This window comes from Variovorax sp. (assembly GCF_035634955.1).
GTDB lineage: Bacteria > Pseudomonadota > Gammaproteobacteria > Burkholderiales > Burkholderiaceae_C > Variovorax.
The window spans coordinates 1-18,019 of the sequence record NZ_DASQBZ010000020.1 but is presented as its reverse complement, the minus strand read 5'-3'; the positions used below and the strand labels follow the sequence as shown (position 1 = coordinate 18,019).

Genomic DNA, 18,019 nt, shown 5'->3' with positions numbered 1-18,019 from the left:
GGGCGCCTCACATGTGATCCACTGCCTTGGGCAGCTGGTAGAAGGTCGGGTGGCGATACACCTTGTCCTCGGCCGGGTCGAAGTACATGTCCTTGTCGCCGGGATCGCTGGCGACGATCTGGTCGGACTTGACCACCCAAACGCTGGAGCCCTCCTGGCGGCGCGTGTAGACGTCGCGCGCCATCTGGATCGCCATCTTCGCGTCAGCTGCATGGAGGCTGCCGCAATGCTTGTGGTCCAGCCCCGCCTTGCTGCGCACGAAGACCTCCCAAAGCGGCCACTCGTTGGCCGAATCCGTCTGCTGGCTCATGCAGCCTCCTTGATCGTGCGTTGCTTGCTTGCGTGCGCCAGGGCGGCCTCGCGCACCCATGCGCCCTCTTCCCAGGCCTTGACGCGGGCGCCCAGGCGCTCGCGGTTGCAGGGGCCGTCGCCACCGATGACACGCCAGAACTCGGACCAGTCGATGGTGCCGAAGTCGTGCGCCTGGCGCGCCTCGTTCCATTTCAGGTCGGGGTCGGGCAAGGTGACGCCGAGCACCTTGGCCTGGTCGACCGTGGCATCGACGAACTTCTGCCGCAATTCATCGTTGGACACGCGCTTGATGCCCCAGCGCATGGATTGCGCGCTGTTGGGCGACTGGTCGTCCGGCGGGCCGAACATCATCACCGACGGCCACCACCAGCGGTCGACCGCGTCCTGCACCATCGCCTTCTGCTCGGGCGTGCCGTGCTGCATCATCGTGAGCAGCGATTCGTAGCCCTGGCGCTGGTGGAAGCTCTCCTCGCGGCAGATGCGGATCATGGCCCGCGCATAGGGCGCGTACGAGCAGCGGCAGATCGGCACCTGGTTCATGATGGCCGCGCCGTCCACCAGCCAGCCGATGGTGCCGATGTCGGCCCAGGTCAGCGTGGGGTAGTTGAAGATCGAGCTGTACTTGGCGCGGCCCGAATGCAGTGCGTCGAGCATCTGGTCGCGCGAGGTCCCCAGCGTCTCGGCGGCCGCATAGAGGTACAGGCCGTGGCCACCCTCGTCCTGCACCTTGGCCAGCAGGATCGCCTTGCGCTTGAGCGTGGGCGCGCGGCTGATCCAGTTGCCCTCGGGCAGCATGCCGACGATCTCCGAATGCGCGTGCTGGCTGATCTGCCGCAGCAGCGTCTTGCGGTAGTGGTCGGGCATCCAGTCCTTGGCCTCGATGAACTCGCCCGCGTCGATCCTCGTGTCGAATCGCTCCTGCAGGCGCATCTCGTCGGCCGAGCGCACGGGCTTGGCGGCGTCGCCCGCATCCTTGCCCAGGGTGTCCATGGCTTGCGTGTACATGCGTGCTCCTTCAATCCTTGATCAGCGACCGCGAAGGTCGACGACGCGGCGTGCCTTGCCGGTCATGGTGCGCTCGATGGAGTCGGGGTCGAACACCCGCACCACGGTGGAAATGCCCACCAGCGTCTTGATGCGGCCTTGCAGCCATTGCGAGATCTCGGCGCGCTCGGCGTCGCCGACGCCGCTGCCCGGCTGCAGCTCGCAGTGCACCTCGACCTGGTCGAGCAACCCCTCCCGGCTGATCTGCAACTGGTAAAGGCCGGTCAGGCGCTGGTGCGCCAGCACGATCTCCTCGATCTGCGTGGGAAACACGTTGACCCCGCGGATGATGAGCATGTCGTCGCTGCGGCCGACGATCTTGCCCATGCGCCGGAAGGCGCGCGACGTGGGCGGCAGCAGGCGCGTGAGGTCGCGCGTGCGGTAGCGGATGATTGGCATCGCCTCCTTGCTCAGCGAGGTGAACACCAGCTCGCCCTCTTCCCCGTCGGGCACCGCCTCGCCCGTCTCGGGATCGATGATCTCGGGATAGAAGTGGTCTTCCCAGATCACCGGGCCGTCCTTGCTCTCGATGCATTCGCTGGCCACGCCCGGGCCCATCACCTCGGACAGGCCGTAGATGTCCACCGCGTCGATGCCGGCCTTGTGCTCGATGTCTGCGCGCATCGCCTCGGTCCACGGCTCGGCGCCGAAGATGCCGACCTTGAGCGCGCTCTCGCGCGGGTCCACGCCCTGGCGGTGGAACTCCTCGATGATCACCTGCATGTAGCTGGGCGTGACCATGATGATGTCCGGCTTGAAGTCGCGGATCAGCTGCACCTGCTTCTCGGTCTGGCCGCCCGACATGGGCACCACCGTGCAGCCCAGCCGCTCTGCGCCGTAGTGCGCTCCCAGTCCGCCGGTGAACAGGCCATAGCCGTAGGCCACGTGCACCATGTCGCCGGGGCGGCCGCCGGCCGCGCGGATGGAACGGGCGGCCAGTTCGGCCCAGGTGTCGATGTCGCCCCGCGTGTAGCCCACCACCGTCGGCTTGCCGGTGGTGCCGGAGGACGCGTGGATGCGCGCCACCTGCTCGCGCGGCACGGCGAACAGGCCGAACGGATAGTTGTCGCGCAGGTCCGACTTGACCGTGAACGGGAATTTCGCGATGTCCGACAGCTGCCTGAGATCTTCCGGACGCACGCCGCGCGCGTCGAATGCCTTGCGGTAGTGCGGCACGTTGTCGTAGGCGCGCCGGAGTGTGGCCTGCAGGCGCTGCAGCTGCAGTGCGGAAATCTCGTCTCGGCTGGCCTTCTCGATGGGGTCGAGGTCGCCTGGTTGCGGGGTCTTGACGGGCATGATGCTGGAGCTCCGGGTGTCCTGTTGATGGCCGGCCGGTCAGGCGGCGCTGGGTTCTGCGGGCTTGACCGCCGGCTTGCCCTTGACGGTGTACGAGCGGCCACGGAACACGGCGATGCGCTCGCCGCGCTGGTTGCTGACCTCGCAGTCGTAGACGCCGGTGCGGCCGGCCCTGGAAACTTCGTGCGCCCGGGCGCTGAGCATGTCGCCGGGCCGCCCCGGCGCGACGAAATCGACCGCGATGGACGACGCCACCGTCAGCTCGTCGTACGCGTTGCAGGCATAGGCGAACGCGGTGTCCGCCAGCGTGGTGATGAGGCCGCCGTGGCAGATGTCGTGGCCGTTGAGCATGTCCGGACGCACCGCCATGGTGACGGTGGCGGCGCCCGGCGCGATCTCGCTGACCTGCATGCCCATGGCCTGGGCGGCGCGGTCGTTGCGGAACATGCCGTCGCGAACGCGTTCGGCAACCTGTTGCGGGGTGGGCTGGCTCATGGCGGACGGCATCAGCGGTCGGTGAAGACGGGGGCGCGCTTGTTGCGGAAGGCGTCGACGCCTTCGAGGTAGTCATGGGCGCTGCCCAGCCGGGTCTGCAGGCGCGCCTCGTTCTTGATGGCCTCGACCAGGTCCATGCCGTGCGCGGCGGCGAGCGCCTCGCGCGTGGCGACCAGGGCGCGCGCCGGCATGGCGGCGAGGCGCGTGGCCAGTGCCTCTGTTGCCTGTGGCAATTCGGCGTCGTCCACGCATTGCCAGATCAGGCCCATGGCAGCCGCATCCTGCGCCGGCAGCTTGTCGCCCAGCATCGCCAGGCCGGTGGCGCGCGCATGGCCGACCAGGCGCGGCAGCAGCCAGGTGCCACCGGTGTCGGGCACCAGCCCGATCTTGGCGAAGGCCTGGATGAAGCTGGCCGAGCGCGCGGCCAGCACGAAGTCGCAGGCCAGCGCCAGGTTGGCGCCAGCGCCGGCCGCCACACCGTTCACGGCGGCGATGACCGGCACCGGCATGGAGCGGATTCGCTGCACGAGCGGGAGATAGTGCGCCTCGATGAGAGCGCCGAGATCCTTGCCCGGCGCCGCATCGGGATCGGACAGGTCCTGCCCTGCGCAGAAAGCGCGCCCGGCGCCGGTGATGACGATGCAGCGCACCTCCGGCGTGCCGGCCGCCGCGTCCAGCGCCGCCAGCAACTCGCCGTGCATGGCCCCGGTGAAGCTGTTCATGGCCGCCGGGCGATTCAGCGTGAAGGTGCGTGTGGGCGAGTGCGCATCGCTCACTGCGACCAGGGCTTCTGTACTCATCGAGGGTGGTCTCCTTGTTCCGGCCAAAGCAATATTGACCGACCGTTCGGTAGATTATAGGATTGCCGGAAGTCCTGCTACAAGAGGCAGCCGTTCGGTGCAAACCCTAGGCGCACCCGACGCAAACCACAACGAGGCCAACCCCATGCCCTGCTATTCCATCGACGACGTGGTGCCGGTGATCCACCCGACCGCGCACGTGCATCCCACCGCCGTCCTGATCGGCGACGTGATCATCGGCCCGGGCTGCTACGTCGGCCCATGCGCCGCGTTGCGCGGCGACTTCGGCCGCATCGTCCTGGCCGAAGGCGCCAACGTGCAGGACACCTGCGTCATCCACGGCTTTCCGGACGACGACACCGTGGTCGAGGAGAACGGCCACATCGGCCACGGAGCGGTGCTGCACGGCTGCACCATCCGACGCGACGTGCTGGTCGGCATGAACGCCGTGGTGATGGACCAGGCCGAGATCGGCGAGGCCGCCATCGTCGCCGCCTGCGCCTTCGTGCCGGCTGGCATGAAGGTGCCGCCGCGCAGCCTCGCGGCGGGCATGCCGGCCAAGGTCCGGCGTACGCTGAGCGACGCCGAGATCGCCTGGAAGCTCGAGGGCACGCGCGTCTACCAGGACCTGACGCGGCGCTGCCTGGCCAGCCTGCGCGAGGTCCCGCCCCTGGCGGCGGTGGAGGCCGATCGCCCGCGGGTCAAGCACGTCGAGGTCAAGTCGCTGATCGAGACCCGCCGCGGGGGCTGAGGCAAGATCGGCGCTTCGCAACCGAAGGCACTTCATGGGACGCGGACGATCCGCCAACTACGACGACCAGCGCGAGATGATCCTGGCGCAGGCCGCGAATCTGTTCGCCCAGCGCGGCTACCCGGCCACCTCGATGAACCAGGTGGCCCAGGCATGCGGGCTGTCGAAGGCGACGCTCTATCACTACTACCGCGACAAGTACGCCTTGCTCGTGAGCATCGCCGACGACCACGTGTCGCGCCTGGCGGCACTGATCGACGAGGAAGCGACGCTGTCGCTGACCGGCGAGGCGCGGCTGCGCCACCTGATCTACCGGATCGTGGGCGAATACGCCGACGCGCAGAACGCGCATCGCGTGCTGACCGAGGACGTCAAGTTCCTGGAGGATGCCGACCGCGAGCGCGTGCTCGGCAAGGAGCGGCGCGTGGTCGAGGGTTTTGCCCGCGCCGTGGCCGACGTGCGCAGCGACAAGGCCGGCGCCGGACTGGCCAAGCCGCTGACCATGCTGCTGTTCGGCATGATCAACTGGATGTTCACCTGGATGAAGCCGGACCGCGCGCTCGACTACGAAGCCATGGGGCCGATCGTCGCGGACCTGTTCCTCGGCGGGCTGGACAAGGTCCGGCCGCCGCCGGAGGCCGCAGCGCTCAGCGCCCCTTGACCTCCAGCAGTTCCACCTCGAACTCGAGCGTGGAATCGGGCGGGATGAGGCCACCCACGCCCTTGGAGCCATAGGCGATCTCCGGCGGGCAGGTGAGCTTGGCCTTGCCGCCCACCTTCATGCGCTGCAAACCCTCGGTCCAGCACGGAATGACGCGGCTGACCGGGAACTCCGCGGGCTGGCCGCGCGAATAGGAGCTGTCGAATTCCTTGCCGCCCTTGGCCAGCGTACCCCGGTACTGCACCTTCACCGTATCGTTCGCCGTGGGCGAAGCGCCGGTGCCTTCCTGGAGCGACTGGTAGACGAGACCGCTGGCAGTCTTTGCCGGCTTGCCCGCCTGCGCGAACGCCGGGACCGCGGCCACGACGGCGGCGGCAAAGACAGCAGAACTCAGTAGGAATTTCACGACACCTCCTCGATTCGATATTGAAGCCGGTCATTATTGCCCCATGCGCTACGCCACCCGCATCGGGCACGAGCAGTTCCGGTTCGACGACCTGCGGCAAGTCATGGCCGTGGCCAGTCCCTTGCGTTCGGGCGACGAACTCGCCGGCATCGCCGCCGGCTCGGCCGGGCAACGAATGGCGGCGCGCCACGTACTCGCGCAGGTCCCGCTGTCGCAGTTCCTGAACGAAGCGCTGGTGCCCTACGAACAGGACAACATCACGCGGCTGATCATCGACGGCCACGACGCGCAGGCCTTTGCGCCGGTGGCGCATCTTTGCGTAGGCGACTTTCGCGACTGGCTGCTGTCGACGCAGGCGACGCCAGCGGTCCTGTCGGCCCTGGCGCCCGGCCTTACGCCCGAGATGGTGGCGGCCGTGTCCAAGCTCATGCGCAACCAGGACCTGGTGGCGGTGGCCCGCAAGTGCCGCGTGGTCACGGCGTTCCGCGACACGCTGGGCCTGCCCGGGCGCCTGGCGGTTCGCCTGCAGCCGAACCATCCGACGGACGACCTGCGCGGCATCGCCGCATCGACGCTCGACGGCCTGATGCTCGGCGCCGGCGACGCGGTGATCGGCGTCAACCCCGCGTCGGACAGCCTCGCCGTGCTGGCACGCGTGGCGCGCATGCTCGACGAGGTGATCTCGCGCTTCGGCATTCCGACGCAGGCCTGCGTGCTCACGCACGTGAGCAACACGCTGCGCCTGATCGAGGACGGGGTGCCGATCGACCTGGTGTTCCAGTCCATCGGCGGCACCGAGGGCACCAACCGCGCCTTCGGCATCACGCCGGAGCTGCTGGACGAGGCGCATGCCGCGGCGCAGTCGCTCGGACGCGGCACCGTCGGGCGCAACGTCATGTACTTCGAGACCGGCCAGGGCAGCGCGCTGTCGGCCGACGCGCATCACGGCGTCGACCAGCAGACCTGCGAGGCGCGCGCCTATGCGCTGGCACGGCGGTATGCGCCGCTACTGGTCAACACGGTGGTCGGGTTCATCGGCCCGGAGTACCTGTACGACGGCAAGCAGATCATCCGCGCCGGGCTGGAAGACCACTTCTGCGGCAAGCTGCTCGGCCTGCCGATGGGCTGCGACATCTGCTACACCAACCATGCCGAGGCCGACCAGGACGACATGGACAACCTGCTGGTGCTGCTGGGCAGCGCCGGGCTCAACTTCCTCATGGGCGTGCCCGGCGCCGACGACGTGATGCTGGGCTACCAGAGCACGTCCTTTCACGACGCGCTGTTCCTGCGCCGCACCCTGGGCCTGCAGCGCGCGCCCGAGTTCGAGGCCTGGCTCGCGCGCATGCGCATCACCGACGGCGCCGGCGAACTGGCCGCGTCGTCCGTCGGACACAGGCTGCCCGGCATGGAAGCCCTGGCCGCGCTGGGCGCGGCATGAACGACATGGCGGACGATCACCGCGTGCCGCGCCCCGCGCCCCCCCAGGGGGCCGAAGCCGTCGCGGACGATGCATGGGCCGCCTGGCGGGCCGCCACGCCGGCGCGCATCGCGCTGGGCCGCAGCGGAGACGCATTGCCCACGGCCGAGCTGCTGCGCTTCGGATGCGCCCATGCCGGCGCGCGCGATGCGGTGCATGCCAGCCTCGACCTCGACGCGCTCCAGGCCCAGCTTCACCAGCAGGGCTGGCCCGTGCCCCTGCGGGTACACAGCCAGGCGCCCGACCGCGCCACCTACCTGCGCCGGCCCGACCTCGGGCGCCGACTCGAGCCCGGCGACGCGCGCCGCCTGTCCGAGGCGGCCGTGGCCGGCGGATGCGACCTGTGCCTGGTCATCGGCGACGGATTGTCCGCCGTGGCCGTCCAACGGCACGCGGCGCCGTTGCTCGGGGCCTTGCGCCCACTGCTGCCGCAGGACCTGAGTGTGGCCCCGCCGGTCCTCGCTTCCCAGGCCCGCGTGGCCTTGTCCGACGACATCGGCGAATGCCTGAATGCGCGCCTGGCGGTCATGCTGATCGGCGAGCGGCCGGGCCTGAGCGCGCCCGACAGCCTGGGCCTGTACCTGACCTTCGGTCCGCGCATGGGCAATACCGACGCGCAGCGCAACTGCATCTCCAACGTGCACGGCCGCGGACTACCGCCGGCTGCGGCGGCGGCGCGCCTGTCCTGGCTCATCGGCGCCGCACTGCGCCGCGGCCTGTCCGGCGTGGCGCTCAAGGACGAAAGCGAAACTGCCGTGCTCGATACTTCGGCCTCGCCGCCCGGCGCATCGGCCGCATGACGGTCGGCCAGCGAAAACTTCAGGAGACCGCATGACCAACCGCTATCCCATGGCCGAACTGGCCGACCTGCCCGAGGACATCCGCCAGAGCATCCTGGCGGTGCAGGAAAAGGCCGGCTTCGTGCCCAACGTCTTCCTGGCGCTGGCGCGCCGCCCGGCCGAATGGCGTGCCTTCTTCGCCTACCACGACGCGCTCATGCTCAAGGAAGAAGGCTCGCTCACCAAGGGCGACCGCGAGATGATCGTCACGGCCACCAGCGCCGAGAACCATTGCCTGTATTGCGTTGTGGCCCACGGCGCGCTGCTGCGCATCTACGAGAAGAAGCCCCTGGTTGCCGACCAGGTGGCCGTCAACTGGCGCAAGGCCGACATCACGCCGCGCCAGCGGGCGATGCTCGAATTCGCCATGAAGGTGTGCCACCGCGCCGACGAGATCCGCGACGAGGATTTCGCGCTCTTGCACGCGCACGGCTTTTCGGACGAGGACGCCTGGGACATCGCCGCGATCACCGCCTTCTTCGGCCTGTCCAACCGCATGGCCAACTTCGCCGGCATGCAGCCCAACGCCGAGTTCTTCCTGCTGGGCCGCGTTCCGCGCGAACCCCGGGCCGCCTGAGCGCCGCCGGCGGCGGAGGGCCTATCATCGGACGCGTGTCGCCCCACCTGTCTTCCGTCCCGCCCGTGCTGCGCGCCGACGCGCGCGAGCAGCTGCGCCAGGCCACCGCCTCGCTGCACGAGCAGGTGGACGCCACCATGCCGCTCGCGCGCGAGGGTGCGGACCTGGCCGACTACGCCCGCCACCTGGCTTTGCTGCGCGCGTGGGTGGACATCCTGCGACGGCGCGTGCCCGGCATTTCGCCTCGGCTGGCGCAGGAAGCCGCGGCACTCGACGTCGACCTGCGCGAGTGCCGCCGCCTGCTCGGGCCGGGCGCGCCCGAGGCGCCCGCGCCGGACCAGTCCGAGGGGCTGCACGAGCCGGCGCGCCAGGATGCGGACGACGAGGCCCTGGCCTGGGGTGTGCGGTACGTGCTGGAAGGATCGCGCCTGGGCGGACAGGTCCTGTACCGGCGCCTGGAAAATGCCCTGGCGCCCCATCCACTGGCCTACCTGCGCGGCGCAGGCCCGGCCACCGGCGCCGGGTGGCGCATGTTCTTGGCCGATCTCCGAAACGCCCTCGACACCCCGGCGCGGGTGCGCCGCGCGTGCGAGGGTGCGGCCATGGCCTTCGGTCTTCTCCTGCAGTGCGGGGGCGGCCTCGCGGGTTCCGGCAAGAGCGCGTCATGAATCCGATGCCGGGCACGACGCCGTCGGTCGAGGTCACGCTGGAGAACTGCGACCAGGAACCCATCCACATCCCGGGCCTCGTGCAGCCGCATGGCGCCCTCCTCGCCTTCGATGCCGGCGGCCGCCTCTTGTATGCCAGCGCCACTGCGCACGCCGTGCTCGGGACGACGCTGCCGGCGCTGGGCGAGACGCTCGCGGCGCATCACCTCGGTGCCGTTCCCGAGGTGCACGCGGCACTGGCGGATGCCCGGCGCGAAGCCGTGCCGGGACAGCCCACACACCTCGAGGTCCGCTGGAGCGGCCGGTCTTTCGACCTGATCGTCCATGCCATCGGTGACCTGGTCGTGGCGGAGTTCGAAGCGGATGTCCAGGACGCCGCGGCCCGTGGCGAGTTCGCGCTCGCGGCGCACCGCGCCATGGGGCGCCTCAAGCGCCAGGCGGACATCGAGGGCCTGCTGCGCGTGGCCGTTTCCGCGGTACGCGAACTCACCGGCTTCGATCGCGTCATGGCCTACCGCTTCCGCCACGACGACAGCGGCGAGGTCGTGGCCGAGGACAAGGCCGAAGAGCTCGAGCTGTTCGAGGGCCGGCGCTACCCGGCCAGCGACATCCCGGCGCAGGCGCGCCGCCTGTACCTGATCAACACGCTGCGGCTCATTGCCGACGTCGGCACCGCGCCGGTGCCGGTGCTGGCCGCCGACGGGGTGGCCGCGCCGCTCGACATGAGCCATTCGGTGCTTCGCAGCGTCTCGCCGATCCACATCGAGTACCTGCGCAACATGGGCGTGGCCGCGTCGATGAGCATCTCCATCGTCATCGACGGGCGGCTGTGGGGCATGCTCGCCTGCCACCATCGCCGGCCCTTGCAGGTCACCTATCCGGTGCGCATGGCCTGCGACGTGGTCGCGCAGGTACTGGCCGCCAACGTGCAGACGCTGATCACGCGCGAGCGCGCACGCGAGGCCGAAAACGCCGCGCAGCTGCGCGCCCGCGTCATCGAGGCGGCGCTGCGCGCCGACGACCTGGTCGCCGCCCTGGCGCCTCTGGCCCAGGACCTCGCCGCCGCCATCGACGCCCAGGCGCTGGTGCTGGCGCAGGACGGCCGCCTGCTGGTGCACGGCGAACTGGCGCACGAGGTCGCCGCCGACCTGGTGCGCGGACTGCGCGAGCTGCCCGAGCCGCACGAGGACGTGCTGGCCACCCAGGCGCTGGGGCGGCACGTGCTGCCGGCCTCGCTGGCTGCCGCGGCGGGCTGGTGCGGCCTGCTGGCCATGCGTTTCGACGCCATCGGCGGCGGATGGCTGGTGGCACTGCGGCGCGAGCAGATCGAGACCATCCACTGGGGCGGACGACCCGAGAAGGAATACGTGCCCGGCCCGCGCGGCCCCCGCCTGACGCCACGCGGCTCCTTCGAGGTCTGGAAGGAAGAAGTGCGCGGCACCAGCGCGGCATGGACCGGCGCCCAGCAGGCACTGGCGCACCAGCTGCTCGACGAGCTCGTGCGCGCCACTGCCGCGCGCATGGCCGAACTCAACCGGGCGCGCACCGAACTGCTGGCCATGCTGGGGCACGACCTGCGCGACCCGCTGCAGTCGATCTCGATGGCTGCGCGCGTGCTGGAAATCGGCGGTCCGGGCGCAACCGGCGCGCCAGGCTCGCGCATCGGCCAGCGCATCCAGTCTTCTAGCAACCGGATGGCGCGGCTGATCTCCCAGGTGCTGGACGCCTCGCGCATGCAGACCGGGCTGGGCCTGGACATCAATCGGCGTCCGATCGACCTGGCGCGCCTGCTGGACGATCTGCTGGACGAAGGCATGGTGGCCTACCCCGGCGTGGCGGTGCGCAAGGAGCGGCCGGATTCGCTGCAGGCGCATGCCGATCCCGACCGTATCGCCCAGCTGTTCGGCAACTTGCTGAGCAATGCGCGCCACCATGGTCTGCCGGGCGATCCCGTCATGGTGCGCCTGCAGGCCGACGGCGACGCGGTCGTCTTCCAGGTGGCCAACCGGGCGCCTCCGATCCCGCCGGAACTCATACCCAACCTGTACAGCGCGTTCAAGCGGCACACCGCGGGAAACGACCGCAACAAGGGCGGGCTCGGGCTCGGCCTGCACATCGCGCAGGCGATCATCCAGGGCCACGGCGGAGAGATCGAATACAGCTACGAGGACGGCTCGGTGGTCTTCACGGCCCGTTTCCCGGCCCGCCCACCGGACGCGCCCGCCGCCTGAACCGGAGCACGCGCTGTCGCCTGGACGACTGGCGCGTAGGCCCCGCCCTACCCGGCGCGGCCATGGGCGCCGAATAGAATGCCGGGTCGCGCAGCGCATGCCGGCGCCGCCTCCCAGAACTACTGTGCCCACCCCATGACCCAAGAAGAAATCCTTGCCCAGTTCGGTCCTCGCGAAGCGATGGAGTACGACGTCGTGATCGTCGGCGCCGGCCCGGCCGGCCTGTCGGCGGCGATCCGCCTCAAGCAGCTCGCGGCCCAGCACGACAAGGAAATCTCGGTGGTGGTGCTGGAAAAGGGCTCCGAGCCTGGGGCGCACATCCTGTCGGGCGCGATCATGGACCCGCGCGCACTCAACGAGCTGCTGCCCGACTGGCGCGAGCAAGGCGCGCCGCTGAACCAGCCGGTGACCGAAGACGCCTTCCTCTTCCTGTCGGAAACCGGCGCCACCCGCACGCCGAACTTCCTGCTGCCGAAGAACTTCCACAACGAGGGCAACTACATCATCAGCCTCGGCAACGTGGTCAAGTGGCTGGCCCAGCAGGCCGAAGGCCTGGGCGTGGAGATCTTCCCGGGCTTTCCCGCGGCCGAGGTGCTCTACAACGAGGACGGCTCGGTCAAGGGCGTGGCCACGGGCAACATGGGAATCGGCAAGGACGGCGAGCCGACCGAGAACTTCCAGCTCGGCATGGAGCTGCACGGCAAGTACACCGTGTTCGCCGAAGGCGCGCGCGGCCACCTCGGCCGCCAGCTGATCGCCAGGTTCAAGCTCGACGATGGCAAGGACCCGCAGAGCTACGGCATCGGCATCAAGGAACTGTGGGAAATCGATCCGGCCCGCCACCAGCCCGGCCTGGCGCTGCACACCTCGGGCTGGCCGCTGCCGTCCGACACTTACGGCGGCTCGTTCCTGTACCACGCCGAGGACAACAAGATCGTGATCGGCTTCGTGGTGGGCCTGGACTACCAGAACCCGCACATGAGCCCGTTCGAGGAGTTCCAGCGCTTCAAGACGCACCCCAACATCCGCTGGTACTTCGAAGGCCAGGACAAGGGGCTCAAGCCTGCCAAGCGCCTGAGCTACGGGGCGCGCGCCATCACCGCGGGCGGCCTGCTGTCGCTGCCCAAGACGGTGTTCCCCGGCGGCGCGCTGGTCGGCTGCGAGGCCGGCTACATGAACGCCAGCCGCATCAAGGGCAGCCATGCCGCCATCAAGACCGGCATGCTGTGCGCCGAAGCCGCGTACGACGCGGTGATGGCCGGCCGCCAGCACGACGAACTGGCGGCCTATCCCGCCTCGTTCGAGAAGAGCTGGCTGCACACCGAACTGCACAAGGCGCGCAATTTCAAGCAGTGGTTCAAGAAGGGCATGACCACCGCCACGTTCATGACGGGCATCGAGCAGTTCCTGCTCAAGGGCCACATCCCATGGACCATCCACCGGACCGAGGCCGACCATGCGCGGCTGAAGCCGGCCAGTGCCTGCAAGCCGATCGCGTACCCGAAGCCCGACGGCAAGCTCACATTCGACAAGCTCTCTTCGGTGTTCATCAGCAACACCAACCATGAAGAGAACCAGCCGGCGCACCTGACGCTCAAGGACCCGACGGTTCCCACGCGCATCAACCTGCCCAAGTTCGACGGTCCGGAAGCCCGCTTCTGTCCGGCCGGCGTGTACGAATTCGTGCCCGACGAGCAGCAGGCCGGACAGCGGCGCCTGCAGATCAACGCGCAGAACTGCGTGCATTGCAAGACCTGCGACATCAAGGATCCCACGCAGAACATCGTGTGGGTAACGCCCGAGGGCGGCGGCGGCCCGAACTACGTCGGCATGTGATCCCGGCAGCGGCCAGGCGCACGCCCGAGCAGCCGCCCGACCAATGGCGGCGCGCGATGCTCTGGGGCATCCTGGTCCTGCTGCTCCTGGTGCTGCTCTGGTTGCTGGTGCGGCACCTCAGCCCGGTGCCCCCGCGCTCGCTGGTCATGACCACGGGCGCCCCGGACGGCGCCTACTACCGCTTCGGGGAACGCTACCGCGAGATCCTGCGCGCCAACGGCATCGACCTGGTACTGCAGCCCTCGCGCGGCGGCATGGAGAACATCGAGCGGCTCAAGGCGGGGTCCGCCGCGGTCGGCTTCGTGCAGGGCGGCACTGGCATCCTGGCGACCAACCCGGAAGCACCTGCGAGCGCCACGGCACTGCGTTCGCTCGCCACCGTGGCCTATGAGCCGGTGTGGATCTTCTCGCGCACGATCGACCTGGACGAGGGCCTGGGCGCCCTGGCCGGCCGGCGTGTGGCCGTGGGCGTTCCGGGCAGTGCCAACCTCTACGTGGCGCGCGAACTGCTCGGCGCATACGGCATCCGCCCCGACGCCGGCGACGGCACGGTGTTCGTCCAGCAGGGCGGCACCGATGCGGCGCGCCTGCTGGCCGAAGGCCAGGTCGACGCCGCAATCGTCATCGCCGCCGCGCAAGCGCCGATCGTCCAGCAGTTGCTCGGCGACTCCAGCATGCGGCTGGCTTCGCTCGCGCAGGCGCCGGGCCTGGCACAGCGGCACCCCTATTTCATTCCGCTCACGCTCAGCCGAGGCGCCGCGGACCCGGCACATGACCTGCCCCACCACGACGTCCAGCTGCTGGCCACCACCGCCAACCTGGTGGTGCGAGAGGACATCCACCCGGCCCTGGCGCACCTGCTGCTCGACGCCGCGCGCGAAGTGCATTCGGCCGGTGGCCTGCTGAGCCGGCCGGGCACCTTCCCGAGCGAGAAGGGCACCGACTTCCCGCTGTCGGACGTGGCCGAGCGCTACTTCAAGAACGGCCGCCCGTTCCTGCAGAACTACCTGCCGTTCTGGGTCGCCATCTGGGTACAGCGGGTGCTGCTGCTGCTGGTGCCGCTGGCCGCCATCATGGTGCCGCTGGCCCGCGTGCTGCCGGGCATCGTCACCTGGCGGCGCCAGAGCAAGCTGTACCGGCGCTACGGCGAGCTCAAGTACCTCGAGCAGGACCTGGCCTCGCACAAGCTCGACGCAGCGGAACGCAGCGCCGCACACGCCAAGCTGGACCATATCCAGGACGAGATCGTCCACGCGCAGTTTCCGCTCGACCTTTACGACCGGGTGTATACCCTGCGCCAGCACGTGGACTATGTGCGCGCCCAGCTGGATCGGCAGTCGGAACGAGCATCCGACGGGTCCTGAGCGCCCGCCGGCAACGGCGACGCGGAACCGGTTTCATGGAAATCCCGGGCCATCGAGGCACCCGGCCCGTGGCATAGTGCCTGGCTGCTTTCGCAGTCGCCGGGCGAGTGCCCGACACGTTCGTATATCCAGGAGACATCCCATGAAATTGAGCCAGCTGGCCGCCGGCCTGGTTCTCGGCTTCGGAATCGCAGGCGCCGCCATGGCGCAGACGGTCATGAAGATCAACATCTCGACCGCGCAGAATTCGCACCAGGGCGTCGCCATCGACACCTTCGCCAAGGAAGTCGCCGCGCGCACCAACGGCCGCTACAAGGTCGAGACGTTCTACAACGGCTCGCTCGGCGGCGAGCGCGAATCGATCGAGGCCGTGCAGCTGGGCACCCAGGCGCTCACCTTCAGCTCGTCCGGCCCGGTGCCCAACTTCGTGCCCGAATCGAAGATCCTGGACGTGCCGTTCCTGTTCCGCGACAAGGCCCATGCCCGCGCGGTGCTCGACGGCCCGATCGGGCAGGACCTGCTGTCGAAGTTCGACTCGAAGGGCTTCAAGGCGCTGGCCTGGGCCGAGAACGGCTTCCGCCACATGACCAACAGCAAGCGCGAGGTGCATGCCCCGGGCGACCTGAAGGGCCTGAAGATGCGCACCATGGAGAACCCGGTGCACATCGCCGCCTACAAGCAGTTCGGCATCGTCACCACGCCGATGGCGTTCCCTGAAGTGTTCACCGCCCTGCAGCAGGGCACGGTGGACGGCCAGGAGAACCCGCTGTCGGTGATCATCTCAGCCAAGTTCGACCAGGTGCAGAAGTACCTGTCGCTCACCGGCCACGTGTATTCGCCGTGCATCCTGCTGATGAACAAGGCCGAATACGACAAGCTCAGCGCCGACGACAAGAAGGCCTTCCTCGAGGCCGCCAAGGTGGCCGTCAAGGCCAACCGCGACCGCGTGGATGCCGACGACGACAAGGGTGTGGCCTACCTGCGCGAAAAGGGCATGGACGTCACCACCGACGTCGACAAGTCGAAGTTCGTCGCCGCCCTCACCCCGGTCGAGGCCCAGTTCGAGAAGCAATTCGGCAAGGAGAACCTGGACCGCATCCGCAACTACAAGGCCCAGTAAGGCCCTGGCGCCTGCTTGGCCGCGCCCGCCTAGGCGGGCGCTTTTCGTTTTGAAGCGCCTCCCCTGCGGCACATCGAGCCCATGAAATCCGTTCTTCTCAAGATCGACCGCGCGTCGACCGCCCTGTCCCTGGCCATCGCCTGCTTCATGCTGGTGGTGGCCTCGGGCCTGGGCATGTTCCAGATCATCACCCGCTTCGTGCTGGAGACGCCTGCCGAGTGGACCGAAATCCTGATCCGGGTGAGCCTGATCTGGATGGTGTTCATGGGCATTCCCACCGCCTTCCGCCAGGGCGCGATGGTCAGCGTGGACGTGCTGCACCGCTGGAGCGGCCCGGCCATGCGCCGCGTGCTCGACACGGTGGTGTGCGTGGCCGCCCTCGCGCTCATCGGCGTGATCATCTGGTGGGGCGCCGACTACGCCTGGCGCGGCCGGGTGCAGACCATGGCCGGCCTGGAGTCGATCTCCATGCTGTGGGCCTACCTGGCGATGCCCGTGGGCGGCGTCTTCTGCGTGATCGGCATCCTGGCCTGCCTGGTCGATCCGCGCCGCAACGAACTCGAGACCGCCCAATGACCGCAGCGATGATCCTCACGATGGTGGTGTGCTTCGCGCTCACCATCTCGGTCGCCGTCTCCATCGGCCTGGCCTCGGTGCTCGGCATCCAGGTGACGAACGCCAACATGCTCATCTCCGTCAAGGAGATGTTCAACGCGATCAACAAGTTTCCGCTGGCGGCCATCCCGTTCTTCATCCTGGCCGGCAACCTGATGGAGGCCGGCGGCATCTCGCGCCGGCTGGTGGAGTTCGCCAAGTCGCTCGTCGGCGGCGTGCAGGGCGGCCTGCCGATGACCTGCGTGCTGACCTGCATGATCTTCGCCGCGGTGTCGGGCTCGTCGGTGGCCACCACGTTCGCCATCGGCGCGATCCTGATCCCGGCGCTGATCAAGCATGGCTATCCCACCACCTGGGCCGCCTCGCTGCAGGCCACGAGCGCGGAACTGGGCGTGATCATCCCGCCGTCGATCCCGATGATCCTGTACGGCGTGAGCGCCGAGGTGTCGATCGGCGAACTCTTCATCGCCGGCTTCGGCCCGGGCATCCTGATCAGCCTGGCGCTGATGCTCTTCGTCTGGCTGTACTGCAAGTTCAAGGGACTGGGCAAGAACGACGGCGACGGCCGGCTGGGCATCTTCGCCGCGACGAAGCAGGCCGGCTGGGCGCTGCTGATGCCCGTGATCATCCTCGGTGGCATCTACGGCGGCGTATTCACGCCGACGGAAGCGTCGGCGGTGGCAGTGTTCTATTCGCTGCTGGTGGGACTGGTCATCTACCGCGAGATCCGGCCGGCGCAGCTCTACGCGGTGCTGAAGAAATCGGTGGTGTCGTCGTCGGTGATCATGTTCATCATCGCCAACGCGGGCCTGTTTGCCTTCCTGATCACCCGGGCCGGCGTGCCGGAGGCGATCGGCCATTGGCTGGAGCAGGTGCTGAAGTCGCCGGGCTGGTTCCTGCTTGGCGTGAACGCCTCGCTGTTCCTGATCGGCATGTTCATCGAGACGAGCGCGGCCATCATCGTGCTCGCGCCGATCCTGGCCCCGGTGGCGCAGCACTTCGGAATCGACCCGGTGCACTTCGGCCTGATCATGGTGGTCAACCTGGCCCTGGGCATGATCACCCCGCCTTTCGGCGTGAACCTCTTCGCCGCCTGCACGGTGGCGCGCATTTCGCTCGACCGGATGGTCAAGGACCTCATTCCCTTCGTGCTGGTGATCCTGGCGTGCCTGATGGTGATCACCTACGTGCCTTCGCTGTCGCTGGGCTTGCGGGACCTGGTGTACGCGCGGTAGCTTCTTGCCCTCCCGGCGACCGAAGGCCGCACCGCTCGCACGCCACGCCGCCCGGCCTGCGCTGTCCGTTGGCGGCCGCCTCTGTGCCGCCGAGGAGCGCAGTGAAACCGGCCTGCGCGCACAGGTGTGCGCGCTTCAACTTCTGACTCGCCGTGTCTGTCTGAGCGCAGTGAACGCAGTGAACGCAGCGAGTTACACGGCGCAGGCCGGCTTCGCGAGCACCGCAGGGAAGCCCCGAAGGGGCCGGCGCAGTGAAGGCCGCCGGCGGGCAGCGCAGGCCGGGCGGCCC

18 protein-coding genes are annotated in these 18,019 nt (G+C 68.9%); 12 read left to right on the top strand and 6 right to left on the bottom strand.

The features are described 5' to 3' along the window. Positions 1-7: 7 nt before the first annotated feature. The 5 genes from paaB to VES41_RS09460 are packed head-to-tail and all read right to left on the bottom strand — an operon-like array spanning position 8 to position 3,947. Entirely contained in the window at positions 8-310 is a 303-nt protein-coding gene (paaB, locus tag VES41_RS09480) for a 1,2-phenylacetyl-CoA epoxidase subunit PaaB (protein ID WP_324816001.1), read from the bottom strand. Continuing rightward, entirely contained in the window at positions 307-1,317 is a 1,011-nt protein-coding gene (gene paaA / locus VES41_RS09475) for a 1,2-phenylacetyl-CoA epoxidase subunit PaaA (protein ID WP_324815998.1), read from the bottom strand. Before paaA ends, paaB begins: the two co-directional genes overlap by 4 nt. Positions 1,318-1,338: 21 nt before the next feature. Beyond that, positions 1,339-2,652 (bottom strand): phenylacetate--CoA ligase PaaK, encoded by a 1,314-nt coding sequence (gene paaK, locus VES41_RS09470; protein ID WP_324815995.1) that lies wholly within the window; start codon positions 2,650-2,652, stop codon positions 1,339-1,341. A 39-nt stretch (positions 2,653-2,691) separates the two neighbouring features. Then, complete coding sequence (paaI, locus tag VES41_RS09465; RefSeq protein ID WP_324815992.1) at positions 2,692-3,147, bottom strand: hydroxyphenylacetyl-CoA thioesterase PaaI; 456 nt, start codon at positions 3,145-3,147, stop codon at positions 2,692-2,694. Between the two features lie 11 nt (positions 3,148-3,158). Then, a complete protein-coding gene (locus VES41_RS09460) occupies positions 3,159-3,947 on the bottom strand; it encodes an enoyl-CoA hydratase-related protein (RefSeq protein WP_324815990.1) in 789 nt (262 codons plus the stop codon). Positions 3,948-4,092: 145 nt separating this feature from the next. On the opposite strand from VES41_RS09460, the gene VES41_RS09455 reads away from it, so the two are divergent. Together VES41_RS09455 and VES41_RS09450 are read left to right on the top strand one after the other, a co-directional pair. Beyond that, on the top strand, positions 4,093-4,698 hold the full coding sequence (locus tag VES41_RS09455; protein ID WP_324815987.1) for a phenylacetic acid degradation protein PaaY: 606 nt from the start codon (positions 4,093-4,095) through the stop codon (positions 4,696-4,698). A 34-nt stretch (positions 4,699-4,732) separates the two neighbouring features. After that, positions 4,733-5,359 carry a TetR/AcrR family transcriptional regulator gene (locus VES41_RS09450; RefSeq protein WP_324815985.1) on the top strand — a complete coding sequence of 209 codons (627 nt, stop codon included), beginning with the start codon at positions 4,733-4,735 and terminating at the stop codon, positions 5,357-5,359. Here VES41_RS09450 and VES41_RS09445 read toward each other — a convergent pair. Beyond that, positions 5,346-5,765 carry an FKBP-type peptidyl-prolyl cis-trans isomerase gene (locus tag VES41_RS09445; RefSeq protein WP_414719080.1) on the bottom strand — a complete coding sequence of 140 codons (420 nt, stop codon included), beginning with the start codon at positions 5,763-5,765 and terminating at the stop codon, positions 5,346-5,348. The two genes, VES41_RS09450 and VES41_RS09445, sit on opposite strands and share 14 nt — an antisense overlap. Before the next feature lie 43 nt (positions 5,766-5,808). Here VES41_RS09445 and VES41_RS09440 point away from each other — a divergent pair, with 43 nt between their 5' ends. The 10 genes from VES41_RS09440 (at position 5,809) to VES41_RS09395 (ending at position 17,730) form a co-directional block, all read left to right on the top strand. Further along, positions 5,809-7,206 (top strand): ethanolamine ammonia-lyase subunit EutB, encoded by a 1,398-nt coding sequence (locus tag VES41_RS09440; RefSeq protein ID WP_324815983.1) that lies wholly within the window; start codon positions 5,809-5,811, stop codon positions 7,204-7,206. Between the two features lie 5 nt (positions 7,207-7,211). Next, positions 7,212-8,045, top strand: coding sequence for an ethanolamine ammonia-lyase subunit EutC (gene eutC, locus VES41_RS09435; protein WP_414719088.1), 834 nt, complete (start codon positions 7,212-7,214; stop codon positions 8,043-8,045). Between the two features lie 31 nt (positions 8,046-8,076). Further along, complete coding sequence (locus tag VES41_RS09430; RefSeq protein WP_324815978.1) at positions 8,077-8,661, top strand: peroxidase-related enzyme; 585 nt, start codon at positions 8,077-8,079, stop codon at positions 8,659-8,661. A 35-nt stretch (positions 8,662-8,696) separates the two neighbouring features. Continuing rightward, entirely contained in the window at positions 8,697-9,329 is a 633-nt protein-coding gene (locus VES41_RS09425) for a biliverdin-producing heme oxygenase (protein ID WP_324815975.1), read from the top strand. Beyond that, complete coding sequence (locus tag VES41_RS09420; protein WP_324815973.1) at positions 9,326-11,560, top strand: ATP-binding protein; 2,235 nt, start codon at positions 9,326-9,328, stop codon at positions 11,558-11,560. The genes VES41_RS09425 and VES41_RS09420 overlap by 4 nt, the downstream gene beginning before the upstream one ends. Before the next feature lie 135 nt (positions 11,561-11,695). Beyond that, the gene (locus tag VES41_RS09415; RefSeq protein ID WP_324815971.1) at positions 11,696-13,396 is read left to right on the top strand and encodes an electron transfer flavoprotein-ubiquinone oxidoreductase; all 1,701 of its coding nucleotides are present in this window, start codon (positions 11,696-11,698) and stop codon (positions 13,394-13,396) included. Then, positions 13,393-14,760, top strand: a complete 1,368-nt coding sequence (locus tag VES41_RS09410; protein WP_324815969.1) for a TAXI family TRAP transporter solute-binding subunit — start codon at positions 13,393-13,395, stop codon at positions 14,758-14,760. Before VES41_RS09415 ends, VES41_RS09410 begins: the two co-directional genes overlap by 4 nt. Before the next feature lie 142 nt (positions 14,761-14,902). Next, on the top strand, positions 14,903-15,880 hold the full coding sequence (locus VES41_RS09405) for a TRAP transporter substrate-binding protein (RefSeq protein WP_324815966.1): 978 nt from the start codon (positions 14,903-14,905) through the stop codon (positions 15,878-15,880). 81 nt (positions 15,881-15,961) lie between these two features. Next, positions 15,962-16,456: a TRAP transporter small permease gene (locus VES41_RS09400; protein WP_324815963.1), complete on the top strand. Its 495-nt coding sequence runs from the start codon at positions 15,962-15,964 to the stop codon at positions 16,454-16,456. After that, positions 16,453-17,730, top strand: a complete 1,278-nt coding sequence (locus VES41_RS09395; protein WP_324815960.1) for a TRAP transporter large permease — start codon at positions 16,453-16,455, stop codon at positions 17,728-17,730. The genes VES41_RS09400 and VES41_RS09395 overlap by 4 nt, the downstream gene beginning before the upstream one ends. The last annotated feature ends 289 nt before the right edge of the window (positions 17,731-18,019 follow it).